This window comes from Sporomusaceae bacterium, from assembly GCA_031460455.1.
GTDB lineage: Bacteria > Bacillota > Negativicutes > Sporomusales > UBA7701 > Anaeroselena.
Genome location: JAVKTQ010000012.1, coordinates 23,371 through 45,405, shown reverse-complemented (window position 1 = coordinate 45,405; position 22,035 = coordinate 23,371). Strand labels below are relative to the sequence as shown.

The window sequence follows — 22,035 nt, the reverse complement described above, 5'->3', positions numbered from 1 at the left end:
GCCGCTCGACGAGCGGCCCTTACCGGCTTTCATTTTATTATATTTTTAAGTTTACGAACGACAGTCGATTGGCTCACTCCTAGTATTTTCGCAGTTTTGTAGGTGCTTTGGGTTTCACCGTAAATACGCTCCAGCAATTGTTTCTCGACTTCTTTCTGCGCCTCACCCAAGGACATGACACCATTCAAAACAACTCCGGGTTTATTTTTCTGCCTTTTTATCGTTGGCGGCAAATAGTCTGAAGTAATTTCATTGTCCGGCGTCATCACGAATATTCTCTCAATCATATTTTCAAGTTCACGTACATTCCCTGGCCAAGAATAGGATTGCAGCAAATCAAGGGCATCGCTGGAAATGGTCTTATGCATATCATATTTCTTATTCATCCTGGACAAAAACGTATGCGTAAGAGGCGGTATATCTTCTATCCGTTCTCTTAGCGGAGGAATGGCAATCGGCACTACATTCAATCTATAATATAGGTCTCCTCTGAATCTTTTTTGGGCAACATACTCTTCTAGAGGCACATTGGTTGCCGCAATTATCCTGATATTGACACTCCGCGGCTTTGTTCCGCCAATTCGATAAAACGTTTTATCCTGAAGAACCTGTAACATTTTTGCTTGTAAAGGGAGTGGCAATTCGCCGATTTCATCAAGAAAAAGCGTACCGTTATGCGCTAATTCAATTAATCCTGCCTTACCTTCCTTTTTAGCACTGGAAAAGGCGCCGCTTTCATACCCGAAAAGTTCCGACTCAAGCAAAGTATCGGGTATTGCCGCACTATTTATTTTAATAAAAGGCCCTTTTTCCCGCAGACTTTCGCTATGGATCAAGCGGGTGACCACCTCTTTGCCCACGCCGGATTCCCCCGTAATCAGCACCGTTGAATCTGCTCGGGCGACCTGCAGAGCAAGTTCAGCTACTTTACGCATTGCATTTGAATTTACAATAATGCTGTCTTTAACCTCGCTGAGATTTGACATTTTAAGAGACATCAGTTCCGAATAATATTTATTATTCAACATTTGGGCGTGTTCCAACTGGTTTTTCAAATGATTCAGCTCAGTTATATCCCGAGTACTTACGACCACCCGTCGAATATTTCCCGCTTCATCAAAAAGCGGGAAACCTGATACTAAAACAGTTTTTTTATTTGGCGTAACCTGTAAAACCGTTGCGCGTTTCTTTGTCTTAAGCGCCTCTAAAACCGACGATGCAGAAAGGATCCCCTCCGCGACCACATCGCTAATATTTCGACCAACAATCTGCTCTTCAGTTACAGTCGTTATCTCTGTAATGGCTCGGTTAATATAAAGACCCATCCCCTCGCCGTCAGTAATAAAGATACCATCCGAATAACCTTCCGTAATATCATCTAAAAGAGATTTAGCAGTTAACAGCCTATTGTGTGTACATTCGTCAATATTTATCATCGTATCACCCCCATAATTAAACAACAGAAACATAAAGACTGTATAGATAACATATTAAAAACTCAAATCTTGTGGAAAATCCAAATTAGTGCTTTAATTTTTTCGTCCTTTTCTTCCTAATTCCTGTCTGATCGTCTCGCAAAAGCCTGTCCAAGCGGCCCCGATAAATGTGTGAATATGACCACATCTTTGGCCGGGGTTGGAACCACAAAATGGCCGAAATACATTGCAGGACCCGCGTTTTACGCGGGTCCCGTTTTTTAGTGCTTTGGGGCGGTGGAACCATAAAGTGGCTATAATTATTTCATGTGACCAGCCACCACCGACAACACTCGCCCCGTATTCCCGCATCGACGCCAGGGCTTCGGCCAGCTCAGCCGCCGCCCTGGCCAGTTCCTGAGCGGTGGCGGCGATCTGCTGGGCCGTTCCGGTAATCGACTGGGACTCCAGACTGAGGCCGACCGACACGCCGCCGGCCAACACGCCGTTTTCCTGTAAAGGCAGGCTGATAGCCTTCACCGGGACACCGTAGACTTCGGCCGGGATGAGCTTCTGGTTCGGCTGCCCCGTCTGCAGGCATTCCTGCAGCGAACCGCCGGCGGGCCACCTTGCCGCCTGCCACCAGGCTCAGGGCAAAAGTCTTGGCGGCAACGAACGCCACCACCGTTCCCTCAGCGTCGCACAGCGTCACCGAGCAATCCAGCGGAATCCGTTTTTGAATCACGCCTGCCGATTCCACCAACGAATCGAGTATTGCCACAGCTGTTTCTCCTAACCGAAACAACGAGGAACGGTCGGCAAAGCCGCCGTTCCCCGCTACCGCTATTTACCCTTAAACACCGGCTTCCTTTTTTCCAGAAAGGCTTGTATGCCCTCCTTCTGATCGGCGGTGGTGAAACACATGCCAAAGGCCTCGGCCTCAAAAGCATACGCCTTTTCAGAGTCCATCTCGATCCCCTTGTTGATGGCCAGCTTGGCCTGACTGACAGCCAGCGGGGCCTTGGCCATAAACTTTTGGGCCAGCGACTTGGCCGCCCCCATGAGCTCGCCGCCGGGGACGACCGCATCCGCCAACCCGATGCGCAAGGCTTCGTCAGCGCCGATGATCTCGCCGCTGAAGATCAGCATCTTGGCCTGGCCTTTCCCCACCAGGCGGGTAAGTCGCTGGGTGCCGGCGAATCCCGGAATTATCCCCAGATTGACTTCCGGCTGGCCGAATTTGGCCTTATCGGACACCAGACGGACATCGCAGGCCATAGCCAGCTCGCAGCCGCCGCCCAGTGCAAAACCGTTGACGGCGGCAATGACCGGGCGGGGGAAGTTCTCGATGCGGGAGAACACCTCCTGCCCGAGCCGGGCCCACTCCTTCGCCGGTATTGCGCCCATATTGGCCATTTCGCTGATATCTGCCCCGGCCACAAAGGCCTTTTCGCCGCCGCCGGTTATGATAAGGGCTCCCAGGCCCTCATCGCCAGCCAGCTTACCGATGGCGTCGTCAAGCTCCCGCATTGTCGCCAGATTAAGGGCGTTCAGTTCTTTCGGACGGTTTATCGCGAGGATCGCCAGCTTACCGTCCCGTTCCAGCACGATATTCTGATACATACGGCGCCCCCCCTATTTAACCGAATAGTCGTAGAAACCGCGGCCGCTCTTGCGGCCGAGCCAGCCGGCATCGACGTACTTGCGCAGCAGCGGGCACGGCCGGTACTTGGGATCGCCGTAACCCTTGTACAGTACCTCCATGACATAAAGGACGGTATCGAGACCGATCAGATCGCACAGGGCCAGCGGCCCCATCGGGTGATTATAGCCCAGCTTGGCGCAGGCATCGATATCCTCGGCGGTGGCCACCCCCTCCATCAGGGCGTAAATGGCCTCATTTATCATCGGTACCATGATCCGGTTGGCGCAAAAGCCAGGGAAGTCCTCGACCCTGACCGGCGTCTTCCCAAGAGCCAGAGCCAGTTCGCGCGTCGCCTCATATGTAGCCTGGGAAGTCGCCAGGCCCATGATTATTTCCACCAGCTGCATGACCGGCACCGGGTTGAAAAAGTGCATGCCGATAACCCTGTCCGGGCGTTTGGTAACCGCCGCCAGCTGGGTAATCGGCAGCGACGAGGTGTTGCTGGCGAGGATGGCGCGGGCCGGTGCAGTCTGATCCAAAGTGGCGAAGATGTTTTTCTTGACTTCATAATTTTCGGTTGCCGCTTCCACGGCCAAATCGACGTCGGCAGCGGCGACGGTCAGATCCACCTGGCCCTTGATCCGCCCCAACATGGCCTGCTTGTCGCTCTCCGCCAGTTTCCCCTTTTCCACAAGCTTGGCCAGGTTCTTCGCGATGCCCTTGAGCCCGCGGTCGATAAACTCCTGTTTGATGTCCTGAATCACGACCTCCAGTCCGGCGGCAGCGGCTACCTGGGCAATGCCGCTGCCCATCTGGCCGGCGCCGACCACCAAAAGCTTCTTAATGGCCATCTCTTTCCCTCCTTGCATGATTCCTATTTTCCGGTGCTTGCGCCGCCGACGGCGGTTCAGCCCTCTTTTTGATGACCGTAAACACTATTGTCCCTTCCTATGCCTGACTACAGTTTTCGACCACGCTCGCGATGGCCGGCCCGCCGCCCACGCACAGCGAAGCCAGTCCGTAGCGCTCGCCGCGGCGGCCCAGCTCATAGATGAGCGAGACGATTATTCTGGCGGCGGTGCAGCCCACCGGGTGGCCGAGGCCGATACCCGAACCGTTGGTGTTGACCTTGTCGTAAGGTATCTTCAGCTCGCGGTTGACGGCCAAAAACTGGGCAGCGAAAGCTTCGTTGATCTCGAAGTAATCGATATCGGCCTGCTTCAGTCCGGCGTATGCCAGCGCCTTGGGCACGGCCTGCACCGGCCCAATGCCCATGACCGACGGCTCGACGCCGGCGCTGGCGGTGGCCAGCAACTTGGCCACGGGTTTGACGCCCAGCTCTTTGGCCTTGTCGGCGCTCATCAGCACCAGGGCGGCGGCGCCGTCGTTGACGCCGGAAGCGTTGCCGGCGGTGACGGTGCCGTCTTTTTTGAAAGCCGGCTTCATGGCCGCCAGCTTTTCCAGCGTCACGTCGACCCTGGGGTGTTCGTCAGTATCGACGATTACCGCCCCTTTGCGGGTCTGGATGGTCACGGGAACGATCTCTTCCTTGAAAGTGCCTTCCTTTATAGCCTTGACGGCGCGCTGATGACTCATGAAGGCCAGCTCGTCCTGCTCCTGGCGGGTGACACTATAGCGCTCGGCCAGGTTCTCGGCAGTCAACCCCATGTGGTAGCCCATCAGGGCGCAGACCAGCCCGTCGTAAAGCATCGAATCGTATATCTCGCCATGGCCCATGCGATAGCCCTCGCGGGCCCCTTTCAGCAGATAGGGGGCCTGACTCATACTCTCGACCCCGACGGCAACCGCGATGTCGGCTTTGCCGAGCAGGATGGACTGGCTGGCAAGCTCGAAAGCCTTCATGCCAGAGCCGCACTGCTGATCGACGGTGTAAGCGTAGCCGCTTTCAGGCATGCCGCACTTGAGCTGAATCTGACGGCCGGGATTGCCTTTGACGCCGGCCTTGTAAATCATACCGCAGGCCACCTCGCCGACCTGATCGGGCTTCACGCCGGCCTGGGCTAGAGCGGCGTTGACGGCCACCACTCCCAGATCAACGGCGGAAACATCCTTGAGCGCCCCGAGGAAATCGCCGATAGGGGTCCGTTTCGCACCGACGACAACTACTTCACGCATGCTAAACCTCTCCTTACGCTAAATTACTTTCTTCTCTTTAAGAGCGGCGATCTGGCCGTCGGTCATGCCGAGCAGCGTTTTTAAAACCTCGGCGGTATTCCCGCCTAGCAGCGGCGGCGCTTCGCTGTTGACGACCGTGGTCTCCGAAAACCGCATCGGCGTGGCTGGCAATTTGACCGACCCGAACAGCGGATCATTGACCTCGACGAGCATATCCCGCATCAGGAACTGGGGATCATCCACCAGCTTATCGATACTGAGCACCGGCGCCGACGGCACCTCGTACTGTTCCAATATGGCCAGCGGTTCTTCCACCGCGGCGAACGACTGCAGCCACTCCTCGACGGCAGCGACGACAGCGTCGCGATTCTGGCCGCGCAGCCCCGCATCGCCGAAACGGGGATCGTCGATCATCTCCGGCCGCTTCATGGCCGTGCACAGGCGGGACCAAATCGCCGGATTCAGGGCCCCGAGAACGACATAGTTGCCGCGACCGGCATCGAATACCCCGTACGGTCCCATGGTAGCGTGATGGCGACCGCTGCGCATGGGCTTGTCAGTGCCGCCGCTCATGGTGAAACGGGGAATGGCGGTTTCGATGATGGCCGACAGGCAGTCGCGCAACGATATATCGATATACTGGCCTTTACCGGTCTTTTCCCGGTAGTAGAGGGCCGCGCCGATAGCCCCGAGGGCGTGGGCGCTGGCGTTGACATCGCCGATCGAAGTGCCCGAGCGGGTAGGTGGCCGGTCGCTGTCGCCGCTCATCCACATCAGCCCGCTCATCGCCTGGGCCACGATGTCGTAGCCCACCCGTTGTGAATACGGCCCCTCCTGGCCGAAGGTCGATATCGAGCACATAATAATGTTGGGTTTTACCTTTTTGAACGCTTCATAACTGAAGCCAAGCGATGCCATAACTCCCGGTTTGAAGTTTTCGGTGATTATATCCGACTGCCGGGCCAGTTCGAAAATTATTTCCTTAGCTTCCGGCGCTTTGAGGTTGAGAGTTATCGATTTCTTGCCGCGGTTAAGCATCATATAGTAGCCGCTCTGCCCCTTGGCGAACGGCGGCATTCCCCGCTCATCGGCTCCCTTGCCGGGCTGTTCGACTTTTATCACCTCGGCTCCCAAGTCGCGGAGCATTTGCGTAAGATAGGGGCCGGCCAGCACACGGGTAAAATCGAGCACGCGGATGCCGGCGAGATTTTGTTCGACCATCATTTTCACTCCCATATCGGCTGATTTTAGTAAGCGGTGTGGGCTTGCCCACACCGCTTCGCCTCCGTCCTATCCGACGGTACCGTATCGCCTGAGGGTAGCCAGAATCGCCGCCGGCAGCTCCGCCGCCGCCACCGGCCACCGGTCGACGGCCTCGCTGGTGGCAATGACCACCGGTCCGGCGAACGGCGGGCGGGTGGCGCAATCGCAGCCGCAGCTGCTGAGCACCAGGAGGACGTCATAACCCGCATCCTCCCAGCGGACAAACGTTACCCCCGCAGCCTGCGCGGCCATATCCCCCACCAGCGCCGGCATATCTATGTACGGGTTACAGTTGCCGCAGAACTTTACGCCGACCCTCACGCCGCCTCCTACTACTTGCCTTTACCGGCCGCCGCCTCATGCATCGCCTTGGCGGCCTCGGCCGGCACGCCGGCTATATCCATAGCGCAGCGTTTCTTATGCTCAAGATTGGACAGCTTGGAATAAAATACTTTCTGGGCCTGTGGCGAGCCGGCGCCGTGCATACTTTCCACCAGAGCGGTACCGCCGGTCATGTTCTCGATCAGGCGGCCGATGCGCAGCCGGTATTCGGCCGGCACCGAAGCCACGCCCTTCATGTATTTCTCGACATACTTGCCGATTTCCGGACTCTTCAGGTCGGACTCGGACGGCATGGTGGCGGTGATGCCGCCGCCGATGTCCTGGGCCAGGCGGTCGATATCGTAGATGAGGCGGGTGACATTGTGCTTGCCGACATTGGCCAGCAGCGGATCGACGTAGTAGGAGCCGGCGGCGGTCGGCTTACCCTCGGCCGAGCAGGCGATCGAGCAGGCGTACAGCGTCTCGGTCAGATGGATCATCTCGTTGATCTTTTCCTTGACATGGGCGGCCTTGCCGTAGCCGCTCATATCGGCCATGACGGCGGCAGCGCCGATGACCACGTCGGACACTCCGCCCTTGCAGCCGCCGTAGTTCTGGCGGTGATAACAGGCGAACCGTTCGACAATCAGGCCGCTGTACTCATACTCGCCGCACATGAATACCCTTTCCCACGGCACGAACACATCTTCGAGAACGGTCAGGCACTCGCCGCCGACAATGCCGTAGCGGGCGTTGCCCTGGTCGATATCGCCCTCGCACTTGCGGTCGTCGTTAGTCTGGCGGCCGAAAATGTGGAGGATCCCCGGAGCGTCGACCGGTATGGCGCAGGAAACGGCGTACTCCTTATCCTCCTCGCCCATAGCCATCGTCGGCATAATAATCATCTCGTGGGAGTTTACCATGCCAGTCATGTGGGCCTTGGCGCCGCGGATGACGATGCCTTTGTCGTCTTTCCTGACGACATGGACAAAAAGGTCGGGGTCGGCCTGTTGGCTGGGGCGCAGACTGCGATCGCCCTTGGGGTCGGTCATGGCTCCGGCCACCATCAGGTCGTTCTCCTGCCAGTATTCCAGGAACTTCTTGAGCCGCTGGTGATAATCCGTTCCCAGTTTTTTGTCCATCTCGAAGGTCACCGTATAAAGGGCATTGACGGCGTCAAAACCCACACAACGCTGATAGCAGGTGCCGGTCTTCTGGGAGATCATCCGCAGCATCTTGACCTTCTTCACCAGGTCGTCGACACTCTGGTGGATATGGGTGAAACGGTTGATCTTCTTGCCGGTAAGACTGGACTTGACGGTCATCAGGTCCTCATAGGCCGGGTCGTTAGCCAGATCATAAGTCATGGCCGCCGAATTGACATGGCCGCGGATGAACGGATGGTCGATCACCTCGTCGCTTTTGAGGAGCTGTCCCTTAAGATACACCTTGATATTGCGCTTGCGTAGGCTGTCTTTGTACTCTTTCCCTGTTTTCATGTTTCTTCCCCCTTGTAGTGTTAACGGGCGACCCAACCGCCATCGACCATCAGCGTATGGCCGGTTATATAGCTGGCCCAGTCCGACGCCAGGAAAACCACCGGGCCTGCAAGATCCTCGATACTGCCCAGGCGGCCCATCGGCGTCGCCGACAAGATAGCGTTCAACCGCTCCTTGTCGGTCAGCCAGCCCTCGGTCATCGGCGTGCGAATATAGGCAGGGGCGATGGCGTTGACATTGATGTTATACGGGGCCCATTCGAGGGCCAACACCTTGGTGAGCTGCACGATGCCGCCCTTGCTGGCGGCGTAGGGCGCCAGCATCGGCAGGCCGATAAGCCCGAGAATGGAAGCGATGTTAATGATCTTGCCGCTTTTCTGCTTGATCATCTCCTTGCCGACCCGCTGGGCCACCAGGAAAATACCCTTGAGATTGGTATTCAGCACCTTATCCCACTCGTCGGCGGCCAGCTCGACCACCGGCTTGCGGATATTCATGCCGGCGTTGTTGAGCAGGATATCCACCTTGCCGAAAGTCGCCACCGCCTTTGTGACCATGGCGTCGACAGCCTCCGGCGACGTAACGTCGCAGGAAACGGCGACAGCCTTGCGGCCCATGGCCTGGATCTCCTTGGCCGCCTCTTCCCCTTCGGCCAGGTTGCGGCTGACGATGACGATATCGGCGCCCGCGTGGGCCAGGGCGCAGGCCATACCGAAGCCGATGCCCTTGCTGCCGCCGGTGACTATCGCCGCCTTGCCACTCAGATCGCTACTGGGAAAATTCATATATATCCACCTCCTGAAAATTGATCGCGAAGCTTTACTAACCTGATACTTTCGGTCCCTCGGCAGTGTTGTCCTTGGCGTCGACCAAGTCCTCGATATTCAGCGGGTCTTCCTTGAGCAGGAACGTCACCAGTGCCCCCATGGCGGCGCAAGCGGCGAACATATAGAAAACCTTGTCATAGAAAATGCCCTGGGCCGTCTTTTCCACCAGGTAACCGGCCGCCAGCGGCGACAGGAACGCGCCCAGCTGGCCGATGCCGTTGGTCAGGCCGACCGCCGAACCGACCACTTCTTTCGGATAGCGCAGCTGGGGATAAGCATAGATAACGCCCCAGATCATATTCACGAAAAAGCCGTTCAGGATCAGCATGGCGATAAGGGTGCCGGTGCTGCCCTTCGGCACCTGGCCCAGATACATCAGGACCGGGATGGATACGAGGAAGGAGATAAGCGCCACCTGCTTGGTCCGGTGGAAAACCTTATCCATCAGCCAGCCGCCGCACATCGTCGACACAATGGCCACCGCATACGGCAGGGCGGCGAGGGCCCCCATCTTGGCAAGGCTGAAACCGTGCTGCTCAAACAGGAACGAGGAAATCCACGAGGTGCTGCCCCAATAGATAGCCAGCAGGAAGAAGAGCTGGGCCGCATACATCCACAGCGAAGCGTCTTTTAAGATAACGCCGACGCCGAGTTTTTTCACGGCGGCCTCATTGGTCACCAGGCCGGCTTTGATATAGTCGTACTCTTCCTGGGACAGCCGGCCGCGCTTGAGCATATCTTCCGGCTTATCGGCCACATAATACCACAGCAGGGCGATGCCCAAAATCCCCGGCAAGGCCAGGATGTAGAAAATCGTCCGCCAGTCGCCGCCCATCGCCGCTGCCAGCGAGGTTATCACTATCGGGATGACTGCAGGCGCGACCGCCCAGGTCGTCGAGAAAAAAGCGGTAGCCCGACCTTTCTCGCTCTTCGGGAACCAATCGCCGATCGTCTTGTTGGCCGGCGCGAAATGATGGCCTTCACCGAGACCAAGGCCGAGCCTTAAAAGCACGAACTGGGTGTAGCTGCGTACCATGCCGGTCAGGAAGGTGACCACGGTAAACACGACGATGGCAATCCCCATGACCCTTTTCGGACCGAACTTGTCGGCAAGGTAGCCGGCGCTGACCTGGGCGCAGGCATAGGCGAAGAAAAAGATCGAAGCCGCAAAACCGATCTCCTGATGGCTCAACTCGAGATCCTTCCTGATGAGCGGCAAAAAGGTGAGCACGCTGATGCGGTCAAAGTAGTTAATGATGTACAATAACCAAAGCATGATAACAATGACCCAACGGTACCCCCAGACCTTCTTAGCCCCGCTTTGGATAACGCTCATAAGCTAACTCCTCTCTCATAATTAAAATCTCATCGCGCCGTTTCAGGCAAACATTACCATTCGCAATTATCATGCCAGTCTGGCAATTCAGTATTTTCGCGCACTTTCCGGTTACAAAAAAAGCGCGATGGTGAAAAAAATCACCTTCGCGTTGGCACAAAGCTCAGTAAAAGCGCACAGCGGTACGGTGAAATTAATCACCATTGGTGATTAATTTCACCGTACCGCTGTGTTTGGGGGCTTATCTTCCCTCATCTCCTCCAAAGTTTCCGTTTCGCGGCAACAAATCGATGCCGTATTTTGCGGCCTTCTTCACAATCGTCGAATGGTCGAGCCCCAGCTTCTCCGCGGTTTGCCGGGCGCTTTTATATTTTTCTACCGCCCGCCTGAGAAATTCCTTTTCAAACTCATCACGGGCTTCCTTGTAGCGCTGTTCCCGTCCGGCATTAGCGCCGCCAAAATCAGGCAGCGCCTTTTTCATCTCGTCCGGCAAATATTCGGCAGTGATCTCATCGCGGTCACAGATAAGCACCAGGCGTTCGATGAGATTTTCCAGTTCCCGCACATTACCTGACCAGGAGTAGCTGACGAAGGCCCGGTATAAATCGCCGGCCAGCCTCTTGGCAACGCCGTATTTAGCGTTATACTTATTCAGCAGGTAATTGGTCAGCGGAATTATATCTTCCGACCGCTCCCGCAGCGGCGGTATGCCGATCTTCAGCACATTCAGACGATAAAACAGATCGGAACGAAACTGCTTCTGCTCGACCATCGCCCTGAGGTCGCGGTTTGTGGCTGCGATCAATCGCACATCGACTTGCACGACTTTTTTGCCCCCCACCCGGTAAAACTCCTTCTGCTGAACAAACCGCAGAAGCTTTACCTGCAGCTGCAGCGACAACTCGCCAATCTCGTCAAGCATCAACGTACCGCCGTTGGCCATCTCAAACAGGCCGGTCCGCCCCTCCTTCTTGGCCCCGGTGAAAGCGCCGCCCTCATAGCCGAAGAGCTCAGATTCCAGCAGCGTCTCCGGAATGGCGCCGCAGTTGATCTTCAGGAACGGCCGGCCTTTGCGCAGGCTATTCTTATAAACGAGATCAGCGATTACTTCCTTGCCGACGCCCGACTCGCCGGTAATCAGCAGCGGAGCGTCCACCTTGGCGAATTTAATGGCGCTCGACCGCACCAGTTCCATCTGCCGGCTGCGAAAAACCAGCTTTTCGTTGAACATCTGCTCCTCGGTCAGCGTCTCGACAATTTTGCTATACTGGGTCAGCTTTTTCTGCGACTCGGCCAGCTCTTCCTTCAGCTTGTTTATCTCGGTCATATCGCGCACATTGGTCACGACGCGGATAATCTTCCCGTTCTTGTCGAAGACCGGGCTGCCGGTGATGACACTCTGCCGGCCTGTGCGGAAAGTCTGGCTGAAAGTATGCGGCTGGCTGTTCGCCAGCACGTGCAGCGTGGCCGAATCGGAAACCAAGCCTTTTGCGATGATTGAATGTGCCGTCTCGCCAAGGATCTCCTCCTTGGGTATGCCGGTTATCCGTTCATAGTTGGAGTTGATGCGGATAAAAACACCGTTTTCATCGGCGACCACAAGGCCGTCATGGGAAAACTCAAAAATAGCCTCAAGCTCCTTGTTGATTTCCTCCAACTTATTGATCACCGAATCCCTGAGCTCGGCGTTGCACATTATCCCGATATAGCCGTGGAAGAACTCGCTATCAACATGGCAGAACTCCAGAATGCCGCCGCCAATCTTCAGCACCGAAAAATCGCCAGGATTTGTCGGTCGCTTCCCCGCCAGGCCTTTGATCTTAGTGCCGACCTTAAGCTCGGATGACAAGCGGGAATCGGCATATAATATAGTCCCTTCATCCGAACAGAACAAAAACATCAGCGCGCTCTTATCTGAAGTTACCACTTTTGTTCTCCTTACCCAAAATTCTAAGATTAAAGCAGGTGGTCTCAAACTGCACTATTTGTTTTTTCGAAAATCGCGTGTTCTTTTCTTTGCTCATCTTAGTTAATTATTAAGCGAAGCCCGTCAATTGCCCTTTTATTCCATATTCTGAAAAGCAATACCTGCCAGACACTTTGACCTTAACCCTAAAAAGATAGCCCACTCCAAATGAGAAAAATGCTAATATGAAGAAGGGGTGGATGAACGTGAAGAAGGCAAAATTTACGGATGAGCAGATCGCTTTTGTACTCAAGCAGGTGGAACTGGGGACACCCGTTGACGAGGTCTGCCGGAAAGTTGGCGTATCGGAGCAGACCTTTTACCGCTGGAAAAGTAAATTTGGCGGCATGCTCCCCAGCGATATCAAGCGGCTGAAACAGCTTGAAGAGGAAAACCGGAAGCTCAAGCAGTTGGTTGCTGACCTGAGTCTGGATAAAATCATGCTGCAAGATGTATTATCAAAAAAGTTCTAAAGCCTGCTGCCCAAAAAGACGCGGTTAAGTATCTCGGGCGGACTTATGCCGTAAGCGAGCGCCGATCCTGCAGAGTGCTGAAGTTAAACCGTTCCCTCTACAGGCGAAAACCGAAAAAGGATGAGCAGGCCTTTTTACGCATGAGGATCAAGGAAATTGCCGCTACCCGTCTTCGGTACGGTTATAGGCGGATTCATTTGCTACTACGCCGGGAGGGCTGGCAAATCAACCATAAGCGGGTTTACCGGCTCTATAGAACAGAAGGACTTAACCTGAGAAGTAGAAGCAAGCGCAAAAAGGTTAGTGCCCCCAGGGTTCCCGAAAAAACCATGGCCGCCGCCGTAAATGAATGCTGGGCTATGGACTTCGTGTCTGATCAGCTCTACAACGGTAAACGCATCCGGGCTTTAACGCTTATCGATACATATAGCCGGGAGTGTATTGCCATACACGCGGACAAGGCAATCAAAGGCGATAGCGTAGTCGAGGTATTGGAGGGGGTTAGGGAAAGCCGGAGCCTGCCCAAGAAAATCAAGGTGGATAATGGGCCGGAGTTCATCTCCAGGGCCTTGGATATCTGGGCCTACTTCAACAAGGTTAAACTAGACTACTCGCGCCCTGGGAAGCCGACGGACAATCCCCATATCGAATCATTTAATGGCAGCCTGCGGGACGAGTGCCTGAATATCCACTGGTTTATGTCCCTGGAGGATGCGAAACAGAAGATCGAAAAGTGGCGAAAAGATTATAACGAGTTCAGACCGCATAGCGGACTAACATACAAAACGCCGGCTGAATTCGCAGCCGGCGCAAGGTCTGAAGCCATTTAAAGGGGTCAATTTTTCTCATTGAAAGTGGACCTACTTTGGGGGGACAGCTCAATCACCACTTCTTCACCACAAGACAATTTTTATAGTTAAAATGAAAAAAGGCTTGCAGCCGCAATTCAGTTGGCTGTTACTTTACTCATAATATTGCCAGGCTTGGAATCATAATTTTGCCGGAAAAATTCCTTCAAACCGGCATTTCCTTTTTCAGCCACCAGAGCAAAAAGAACCATAATATTGCCGAAAGTAGAAATCAGAAGCATAAGCTTGCCGAAAAAAGTAACCAAAATCAGGCTCTCGTCTGCATACTTATACAAGCCAGCCTCGTCATCCGCTTTATAGCGGAAAACGAGGCTGGCAATGTCTTTGTGATAATTTTAAATGGGATTTGCATGGTGGAGGCGATCCATGGCCCGACAATCCCACCGAGATCGGTCTACTCACGAGCCTTTTCTGCTGGAGAACAAGCATCGCTGTGCCCCGTATAACTCCTGGTTGTCCATGGTAGTCACCACTTCCCGCCCCTGTACATCTCAGTCGAACCCGTGGCGCTAGCCGCTGATCCCCATCACACTCAAGACCAGCTTGGTCATGAGCATAACCACCACCGCGTCCACGATAGGCACGCACAATAGCAGTGGGTGCCAGCGCTTGTTCGCATTCGATACAATAACGATCCGCACGAAATGGCCGATCAGCGTGCCCATGGTGACACAGGCCGGGAAGAGTATGGTGGCCTGGGCAGCGGTAATGACGCCTTTGGAGTACAGTGTGGCCGCGGTGGCGCAGCCGGCAGCCTTGGCGAAAAACGCGGCGACCAAGGCCACGATGGCTTCCCCGGGTAGGCCGAATATGCCCATGACCGGACCAAGCGCCTTGCCGACGATGGTCATGAGGCCGGTGATATCGAGAAACTGAATCAGTACATAGGCCAGCACCATGGCCGGGGCGATCATTTCCGCGCCGATGTAAAAGCCTTTTTTGGCGCCGGCGACAAATTCCTCAACAATACTGGGTCTTACTTTCTGTAAATCCAGCCCGGCGGTTTGCTCAGCCATTGACGCCACACCCCTCCGGCTTATTTTTCGAAAAATGCCACTTTAGGTACAGACGGACGATATTCGCCCCCATTACCTTGACGATGAAGATCAGGGCAATAACCACGCCCACCGGTAAGACCGTGATCGGCAGCAGGGCGGCGCCGGTTCCGAATGTATTGGTGATAGGCGCGGAGCCTGCGTACTGATAGGCGACAAAAATCGTCCGCTCTTCGTCGGTCATCATCTTATCCTCGACCAGCCCCTTGGTCATTACCGCCCCCACGTCAGAGCTGGTGAAGCTGCTGACAAAGGCCAGGCCGCTGGCGCCGGGGATGCCCATAAACGGCCTCAGTATCGGCCGAAACAGTATCTCGGCCGCCCGTAGCGCCCCCAGCGACTCAGCGACCTGGATGCAGCCCAGGGCAAACATCAGCGTCGGGAAAAGCGTCAAGGCGAACATAAAACCGTCCCGCGCTCCCATGCCGCCTTTTCCGGTGAAAATGACCCCTTTAGCCACTTGACCGAACTCGCCGGTCAGCACCTGAAAATCCAGGGCCCGCAATGGTCCGTCGGCTTTAGCGAAGACGCCCGAGAAAGCGATAATCAGTATCGCCAGCGACAGCCAGCCTTTCCAGGTAACCTTGTACTCTTCCTTCTTTTGGCCTTCCATGGTTTCCCTCCTAACGATTTGTTTTCACCTACGCCCCTGGCAGCTGTCCCCTAAATGACGTCGAGTTTCAGCACGCAGGCGGCCAGCAGTTTGGCCCGCTCAAACAGTGTATCGACAAGGGCGAATTCTTCCGGGCTGTGATTGCGGCCGCCCTTCACCCCCATGGCGCATACGGTGGGTACGCCGGCCAGCACGGTATAGGCGGAATCGGAACCGCCGCCCACATATTTGGCATAAGGCTTGCCAAAACCGTTTTCTTCGCTGACCTTTTCCACCAACTCATACAGTTTTTTGACCCCATCAGTGGTTTTCATCGGTTTCAGGCCATCGAGCATAGCAACGCTCGTCGAGGTACCCTCAATATAGGTTTTGGCGGCGATCACCTCGATCTGGGCGATAACGCCGGGCAGATCGTCCGGGTCTTTGTAGCGCACGTCGATGTAGATTTTCGCATAGTCGGGCACGGCGGTGGAAGTCTTGCCGCCCTGGATAACACCGACGTTGTAGTATATGCCCTTGTCCCTATCGGTCAGCCCCTGAACGGCGATCGCCTTGTGGGCAAGTTCAATGATGGCGTTCCGGCCGTTTTCCGGGTCGTTGCCGGCATGCGCGGCTACCCCCCTGACCTCCATCATGATGCGGGCTACGCCTTTACGGCCGACGACAATTCCATTGTCGACAAAGCCGGTTTCACAGTTAAAGGCCGCGGCATGGCCGGCGGCTTCGGCGATCAGCGCGTCCGGGGCGGTGGAGTTGGCGTGGAGAACTTCTTCGTCGCCTGCCAGCAGGACTTTGATCGGCCGCGCGTCATAACCGGCCGCCTTCAGCGCCTTTATGGCGTAGAGGAAAGCGACGATGCCGCCTTTCATATCGAGGACTCCGGGGCCGTAAGCCTTGCCGTCCTTTATGGTGAACGGCCGTTCGGCGATGGCGCCGGCCGCGATGGCGGTATCCATGTGTCCGAGGAAAATCACCCCCGGCTGGGCGCTCTTTACCCCGAACTCACCGATCAGCATGTTGCCGGCGTTTTTGAACTCGACCGCGCGGCAGGTTGCGCCGGCCGCCTCCAGCACCTGCCGGAAGCGGGCGCCGACAGCGTCGATCCCCGGCTTTTCGTGCGGCCCGCTCTCCATTGTGACCACCTCTTGCCACAGGGCCATCATCTCTTCCCGGTGATCGTCCACGAACTGAAATGCCACCTGTTTCCTCTGGTCCATTTTTCAGCCTCCTTAATATATGCGGTCGGTTTCCCGCCATGGATCAGTGTCAAGCTTCAGGAAAAGTCGACGATGTGCAGTCCATAGTCGGCTATCGTTTTTTTCGCGGCATCGATCGCCGCGGCGTCGGGAGCGGTAAAAACTTGCGCCGCTACGCCCACCGCCGTCCATTTGGCCTGGCCGTAGTCATGGTATGGCAAAAGCTCCACCCCGTTTATCAGTGCCTGCCGAATGAGGAATTCGCACATTTTCCGGATATTGCGTTCGTCGGCGTTAACCCCGGCGATCAGCGGAACGCGAACGATCGTTCGCGGCTTCAGCCGGGCTATCCGCGCTATATTTTCGAGTATCCGGCGGTTGCTGACCCCGGTCAGCCGCTGGTGAACAGCATCGTCCATATGTTTGATGTCGATGAAAACGCAGTCCAGCTGTTCGATTATGTCTTTTACCTGTTCCCAATCGAAGTAGCCGGAGGTTTCAACGGCGGTATCGATACCCAGGCGGCCACAGGCGGCCACTAGCTGCCGCAGGAATTCGGGCTGGGCGAATGGCTCGCCGCCGGAAAACGTCACCCCGCCGCCCGACTCGCGGTAGAAAACAGAATCCCGGCTAATAACCTTTAGAACATCGGCGACCGTGACGGTGGAGCCGATCAGCTTCCGGGCCCCGCTGGCACAGACCGCGCAGCACGCCCCGCAGCCGCGGCAGCTGTCCCGCGAAAAGGCACTGGCAATGTCGTCCGGCGGCCGGGCCACCCCGGTGTCGCAAACCGTGGCGCAGCGCCCGCAACCTGTGCAGCGCTCACGGAAAAACAGCACCTCCGGCTTACCGGTCCACGACTCCGGATTGGCGCACCACTGGCAGCGCAGCGGACAGCCTTTCAGAAAAACGGTGCTTCTTATCCCGTCGCCGTCTTGGATCGACCACCGCTGGACCTGAAAAATCGTTCCCGAAACATTATCCATCATTTACCCCCGGGACTTACAGCGTTTCGTACGTGGTCCTGGCGATAATGGCGTCCTGCGCTTCCCGGGACAGGTTGACGAACTGGGTGCTGTAGCCGGCGACCCTGACCAGAAGGTCGCGGTATTCGTCCGGATTGGCCTGGGCTTTGCGGAGGATGTCGGCCGAAATGACGTTGAACTGGACATGGAACGCCCCGAGAGCAAAGTACGCCCTGATGAGTGACCCCAAATTTCTAAGGTTCCGCTCCGATTTAAGGAGTTCCGGCGCAAACTTGATATTGAGCAGCGTGCCGCCGGAATGGACGTCATGGTTGATTTTCGCGACCGACCGCATGGCGGCGGTGGGACTCGTCAGGTCGGTGCCGGCATGAGGCGAAATCCCTTCGGTAAGCGGGCTCCCGGACTTTCTGCCGTCAGGGGTCGCGCCGATAACGCTGCCGGCGGGTATATAGTTGGAAATACCCATGAAGGCCGAGTTGAACGGCGAGCCGAAGTAGTCCTTGTATCGCTTGATTTCGCTATAGTAGAACTCGCTGATTTCCACCGCTATCGAATCGACGTAGTCGATATCGTTGCCGTATTTCGGGCAGGCCAGCGCCGCCAGCCGCAGCTCTTCGTACCCTTGCCAGTCGGCCGCCAGCGCTTCGCATATTTCCGCCAGCGTATACTTTTGTTCCTCAAACACAAGTTTTTTGATCATCGCCAGCGAGTTTGCCGAGTCGGCCACGCCGATGCCGGTAAGAACGGGGCCGACGTTATACTTGGCGCCGCCGCGGCTGAGGTCCTTGCCCTTGTCCATGCAGCCGTCCACCAACAGGGACAGGTAGGGCCGCGGCACCATCTCGGCGTGGATTTGCTGGGCGGTGACCGAACCAATGACCGAGTGTTTTATCAGGTAGGCGAGCTGCTTGAAATACGCCGCCTTTACTTCCTCGAAGCTGGCAAATTCGCCGGCTGGTTTTTCCGGCAGCCCCATTTCCTTGCCAGTGATACGGCTCTTGCCGCAGTTCAGGGCGTATTCGATGGCGGCCGCCAGATTGACGCTCACCGCCGAGGTCCACTCGCCCACTTTGCGGAAATGCGGCACGACGCAGCCGCAATTGTTCCAGTCCCGCGCATCCTCGGGCGACAGGCCGGCGGCCAGCAGCATCGCCGAACCGACCCGGTCGTTATGGACGGCCGGGAAGCCGGTACCGGCGCTGATCAGTTTGCAGACCGCCAGCAAAAATTCCTCCGGGCTGTCGGGATGAATCCGGACACTGAGACCCGGCTGATGGGTCTTCACATTTTCCGTAGCCTTAAGGCACATGTAAGACAGTTCGTTGGTCGCGTCGCGCCCGTCGCGCGTGCGGCCGCCAACGGTAAGGTTCTGGAAGGAGTTGTAGCCGGCAAAGAATTTGGCCGTATTGCTGGAAATGGCCCAAACCCATTCCGACAGCTTGATCCACATGGCCTCGATCAGCTCCTGGGCTGCATCCGGCGTAAGCGTGCCGGCACTTATATCTTGGGCGTAGTAAGGATACATGTACTGGTCGAAGCGGCCGATGTTGAGGGCCAGCGAGTTCTCCGACAGGATCGAGCCGAGCTGGGTGAACCAGACGGTTTGGATGGCCTCGCGGAAGGTTGCCGGCGGCTGCGCGGGCACGCGTCGGCAGACGGCGGCTATTTCCCGCAGCTCGGCGGCGCGGGCGGCGCCGGTCTCGGCGGCGGCCAACTCCAGGGCTTTGTCGGCGTAGCGACCGGCCAGGGTGATGATGCCTTCGCTCACCAGCACGGCCGAACGGTAAAAGGCAATTTTTTCGAGAGCCTCCGGGGTGGTCGGCTCAAGCTCTTTCAGGTGTGCCTGCGCCTCATCCCGCAGACCGCCAAAGCCTTTTTTGAAAATTACGTCCTGATAGTCGGCGGTAACCTCGCCGACGGCGCTGCGCCACTTGGAGTCGTTGTCGATGATCCCGGTATCGATGAGAATTTTGGCCGTTTCCGGGTTGATCCGCGTCAAAAAGGTTTCTTCCAGCGACTTGCCTTGCCAGTAGGGGAAAATCTCGCTCCGCAGCCGCGCTTTGGCCGCGTCGTCGATACGATACGGGTCCTGAGTCCGGCTCTCGAAGGAATCGAGTTCGTCGTCGACCCACTTCCAGGAATACTCGGGGCAGACGATACCGGATTTCCGGAACTCGCCGATCGCGCCGACGATAAGCTCGTTGGCGAAAATGGTTGTCGGGATGGTCTCGCACACCGCCTTGAAGGCGGCAGCCCGTCGGATGATAACAGCCTCGCCCTCGGTTTTTTTATGGGACGCAGTGAAGGCTTCGGCCCGTTTGATGCTAATGGAAGGCTTACCTTCGAGGTACGCCTTTTTGAACTCTTCGACTCTTTTAGTCGACATAATACTAATAACCCTCTTTCGCTGGCGATATTTTCGATTTTCGAATGTATACCGGATAATTACCCCTGTGGCGGCGGGCCTACCGGCTCAGGTAACCGCTCAACAGGGCGCTCGCCTCCGCCATATGTCGGCGCAGCAGTTCCTGGGCCGCCTTGACGTCCCTCCTTGAACAGGCATCAAGCAGCCGGCGGTGCTCCTCCTGCGATTTCGCCCGGTAGTTCAGGATCGACAGATAAAGACGCATATAGCGTTCGACGTTGTTGTGCATGTTCTGGATAAGCGATAAAAGCTTTGGCCGGTTCGAGGCCCGGTAAAGGGTTTCGTGAAACTGCCAGTTGAGTTCGCCCAGGCGCAGGCCGCCATCCTCGGTGTCGGCCTGCCTTAGCAGCCCTTCGGCCTCAGCGAGGTCGTCGGCGGTCAGGTTGGGAATCGACAGCTCCAGCGCCCCCAGCTCCAGATACAGCCTGATATCGAAGATTTCCCTGGCTTCTGCCGCCGATAACTCGCTGACGATCGCCCCTCGGTTAGGAAAGAAGACCACCAGCCCTTCGGCCTCAAGGCTCTTCAGCGCTTCCCGCAGGACGCTCAGGCTCACGCCGTACTTCGTGGCGAGCTCTTCCTGCTTTAGTTGGAGCCCGCCGCCCAGGGCCCCGGATACAATTTCCTCCCGCAGGATGTTGGCAATCATACCCGGCAGCGTACGATAGGGTATTTTTTTATGAATCTGCTGATTGAAGTTTTTCATAACTTAATTATACATTCATCGGCTTCATTGCAGCCAGCAAATTTTCGATTGTATACAACACACGCAATAACTCTTTGCTTTGCAACAATTACCGGCATTTTAAAGCCCGCTCACCAGCTTTTCAGATTCAGCACACAGGCGACCAGCAGCTTGGCCCGTTCGAACAGCGTATCGACCACCGCGTATTCATCGGTACTGTGGTTTCGCCCGCCCTTAACGCCCATGGCGCAGACGGTAGGTACACCGGCCGCCACCGTATAGGCCGAATCCGAGCCGCCACCCACTGTCTTCTCGTACGGCAGTCCGAAACTGTTCTCGGCATAGGTCTCCTTGACAAGCGCAAAAAGGCGCTTGACGCCGTCGGTGGTCTTCATGGTCTGGAAGCAGGCGCCCTTCCTAAGAGTCGTCGTCGTTCCCGGCACGTAAGTTTGCGCGGCGATAGCTTCCAGCAGGCTGGTAAACTTGGCGACGGCGCTTTCGTCGACAAAGCGGACGTCGATTTTGATCCTGGCGTAGTCGGGGGTGGCGTTGACCACGGTGCCGCCTTCGATGACCCCAACATTGAACGTGGTGCCTTCCTGCCAGTCGGTGAGCTTTTCTATCGCCAGTAGCTTATGGGCAATCTCGACAATAGCGCTGCGGCCGTTCTCCGGGTCATTACCCACATGGGCGGCCACGCCCCGCGCTTCCATTTCGAACTGGGCCACGCCTTTGCGGCCGACGACAATGGCGTCGTCGGTGAAGCCGGTCTCGCAGTTAAAGGCCGCTGCCGCGCCGGCGGCCTCGGCGATAAACAGCTCGGGCGCATTCGAATTGGCGTGCCCGGTTTCTTCGTCGCCGGCCAGCAGCACCTTTATCGGCCGCTCGGAAAAGCCCGCCGCGTTCAAAGCTTTAATGGCATACAGAAAAGCCACCACACCGCCTTTCATGTCGAGGGCCCCCGGACCGTAAGCTTTGCCTTCGCGAATGGTAAACGGCCGCGCATTGGCAGTGCCAGCCTTAAACACCGTATCGATATGTCCGAGAAAAATCACCGCCGGCTTGGCGCGGTCGCTGCCGATCTCGGCAATAAGCATATTGCCGGCCTGTTCGAAATTTACCGTGCGGACGCCGGCGCCTTCCGCTGCCAGAATACCGCCGATACGGCTTTGGAGCTCATCCACTCCGGCTTTGTCAGCCGACCCGCTGTCCCGGTTGACCAAGTCGCGCCATAAGGCCAGCATCTCTTCCCGGTGGTCATCAATAAAGCGAAACGCTTTTTCTTTCAAGTAGGCCACATCCTTTCCGCTACCAAAAAATCTTAG

At 56.4% G+C, this 22,035-nt stretch carries 20 protein-coding genes; 1 reads left to right on the top strand and 19 read right to left on the bottom strand.

What is annotated here, in order from left to right:
• Positions 1-29 precede the first annotated feature (29 nt).
• From RIN56_15660 to RIN56_15610, 11 genes are all read right to left on the bottom strand, one after another.
• On the bottom strand, positions 30-1,436 hold the full coding sequence (locus RIN56_15660) for a sigma 54-interacting transcriptional regulator (GenBank protein MDR7868233.1): 1,407 nt from the start codon (positions 1,434-1,436) through the stop codon (positions 30-32).
• A 93-nt stretch (positions 1,437-1,529) separates the two neighbouring features.
• Complete coding sequence (locus tag RIN56_15655; protein ID MDR7868232.1) at positions 1,530-1,955, bottom strand: hypothetical protein; 426 nt, start codon at positions 1,953-1,955, stop codon at positions 1,530-1,532.
• Between the two features lie 303 nt (positions 1,956-2,258).
• Positions 2,259-3,038: an enoyl-CoA hydratase-related protein gene (locus tag RIN56_15650; GenBank protein ID MDR7868231.1), complete on the bottom strand. Its 780-nt coding sequence runs from the start codon at positions 3,036-3,038 to the stop codon at positions 2,259-2,261.
• A gap of 12 nt (positions 3,039-3,050) precedes the next feature.
• A complete protein-coding gene (locus RIN56_15645; GenBank protein MDR7868230.1) occupies positions 3,051-3,911 on the bottom strand; it encodes a 3-hydroxybutyryl-CoA dehydrogenase in 861 nt (286 codons plus the stop codon).
• Between the two features lie 97 nt (positions 3,912-4,008).
• Positions 4,009-5,196 carry an acetyl-CoA C-acetyltransferase gene (locus tag RIN56_15640; GenBank protein ID MDR7868229.1) on the bottom strand — a complete coding sequence of 396 codons (1,188 nt, stop codon included), beginning with the start codon at positions 5,194-5,196 and terminating at the stop codon, positions 4,009-4,011.
• 18 nt (positions 5,197-5,214) lie between these two features.
• Positions 5,215-6,432, bottom strand: a complete 1,218-nt coding sequence (locus RIN56_15635; protein MDR7868228.1) for a CaiB/BaiF CoA-transferase family protein — start codon at positions 6,430-6,432, stop codon at positions 5,215-5,217.
• A gap of 54 nt (positions 6,433-6,486) precedes the next feature.
• The gene (locus tag RIN56_15630; GenBank protein MDR7868227.1) at positions 6,487-6,780 is read right to left on the bottom strand and encodes a hypothetical protein; all 294 of its coding nucleotides are present in this window, start codon (positions 6,778-6,780) and stop codon (positions 6,487-6,489) included.
• Between the two features lie 11 nt (positions 6,781-6,791).
• On the bottom strand, positions 6,792-8,279 hold the full coding sequence (locus tag RIN56_15625) for a 4-hydroxyphenylacetate 3-hydroxylase family protein (GenBank protein MDR7868226.1): 1,488 nt from the start codon (positions 8,277-8,279) through the stop codon (positions 6,792-6,794).
• 20 nt (positions 8,280-8,299) lie between these two features.
• Positions 8,300-9,064, bottom strand: a complete 765-nt coding sequence (locus RIN56_15620) for a glucose 1-dehydrogenase (GenBank protein ID MDR7868225.1) — start codon at positions 9,062-9,064, stop codon at positions 8,300-8,302.
• Between the two features lie 37 nt (positions 9,065-9,101).
• A complete protein-coding gene (locus tag RIN56_15615) occupies positions 9,102-10,442 on the bottom strand; it encodes an MFS transporter (GenBank protein ID MDR7868224.1) in 1,341 nt (446 codons plus the stop codon).
• A 241-nt stretch (positions 10,443-10,683) separates the two neighbouring features.
• Entirely contained in the window at positions 10,684-12,369 is a 1,686-nt protein-coding gene (locus tag RIN56_15610; GenBank protein MDR7868223.1) for a sigma 54-interacting transcriptional regulator, read from the bottom strand.
• A 245-nt stretch (positions 12,370-12,614) separates the two neighbouring features.
• Here RIN56_15610 and RIN56_15605 point away from each other — a divergent pair.
• Positions 12,615-13,711 (top strand): IS3 family transposase gene (locus RIN56_15605; protein ID MDR7868222.1). Its coding sequence is split into 2 segments (ribosomal slippage): positions 12,615-12,867 and positions 12,867-13,711, totalling 1,098 coding nucleotides; the frame shifts between segments, so codons are not numbered across the junction.
• A 116-nt stretch (positions 13,712-13,827) separates the two neighbouring features.
• Here RIN56_15605 and RIN56_15600 read toward each other — a convergent pair.
• From RIN56_15600 to RIN56_15565, 8 genes are all read right to left on the bottom strand, one after another.
• Positions 13,828-14,025 carry a hypothetical protein gene (locus RIN56_15600; protein ID MDR7868221.1) on the bottom strand — a complete coding sequence of 66 codons (198 nt, stop codon included), beginning with the start codon at positions 14,023-14,025 and terminating at the stop codon, positions 13,828-13,830.
• A gap of 234 nt (positions 14,026-14,259) precedes the next feature.
• Positions 14,260-14,766: a nucleoside recognition domain-containing protein gene (locus RIN56_15595; protein MDR7868220.1), complete on the bottom strand. Its 507-nt coding sequence runs from the start codon at positions 14,764-14,766 to the stop codon at positions 14,260-14,262.
• Positions 14,759-15,418: a hypothetical protein gene (locus tag RIN56_15590; GenBank protein MDR7868219.1), complete on the bottom strand. Its 660-nt coding sequence runs from the start codon at positions 15,416-15,418 to the stop codon at positions 14,759-14,761. The genes RIN56_15595 and RIN56_15590 overlap by 8 nt, the downstream gene beginning before the upstream one ends.
• Before the next feature lie 50 nt (positions 15,419-15,468).
• A complete protein-coding gene (locus RIN56_15585) occupies positions 15,469-16,635 on the bottom strand; it encodes a M20 family metallopeptidase (protein ID MDR7868218.1) in 1,167 nt (388 codons plus the stop codon).
• Positions 16,636-16,691: 56 nt separating this feature from the next.
• Positions 16,692-17,603, bottom strand: coding sequence for a glycyl-radical enzyme activating protein (locus RIN56_15580; GenBank protein MDR7868217.1), 912 nt, complete (start codon positions 17,601-17,603; stop codon positions 16,692-16,694).
• Positions 17,604-17,616: 13 nt separating this feature from the next.
• Entirely contained in the window at positions 17,617-19,986 is a 2,370-nt protein-coding gene (locus tag RIN56_15575; GenBank protein ID MDR7868216.1) for a formate C-acetyltransferase/glycerol dehydratase family glycyl radical enzyme, read from the bottom strand.
• 79 nt (positions 19,987-20,065) lie between these two features.
• Positions 20,066-20,731, bottom strand: coding sequence for a GntR family transcriptional regulator (locus RIN56_15570; GenBank protein ID MDR7868215.1), 666 nt, complete (start codon positions 20,729-20,731; stop codon positions 20,066-20,068).
• A gap of 110 nt (positions 20,732-20,841) precedes the next feature.
• Positions 20,842-22,008: a M20 family metallopeptidase gene (locus RIN56_15565; protein MDR7868214.1), complete on the bottom strand. Its 1,167-nt coding sequence runs from the start codon at positions 22,006-22,008 to the stop codon at positions 20,842-20,844.
• Between the last annotated feature and the right edge of the window lie 27 nt (positions 22,009-22,035).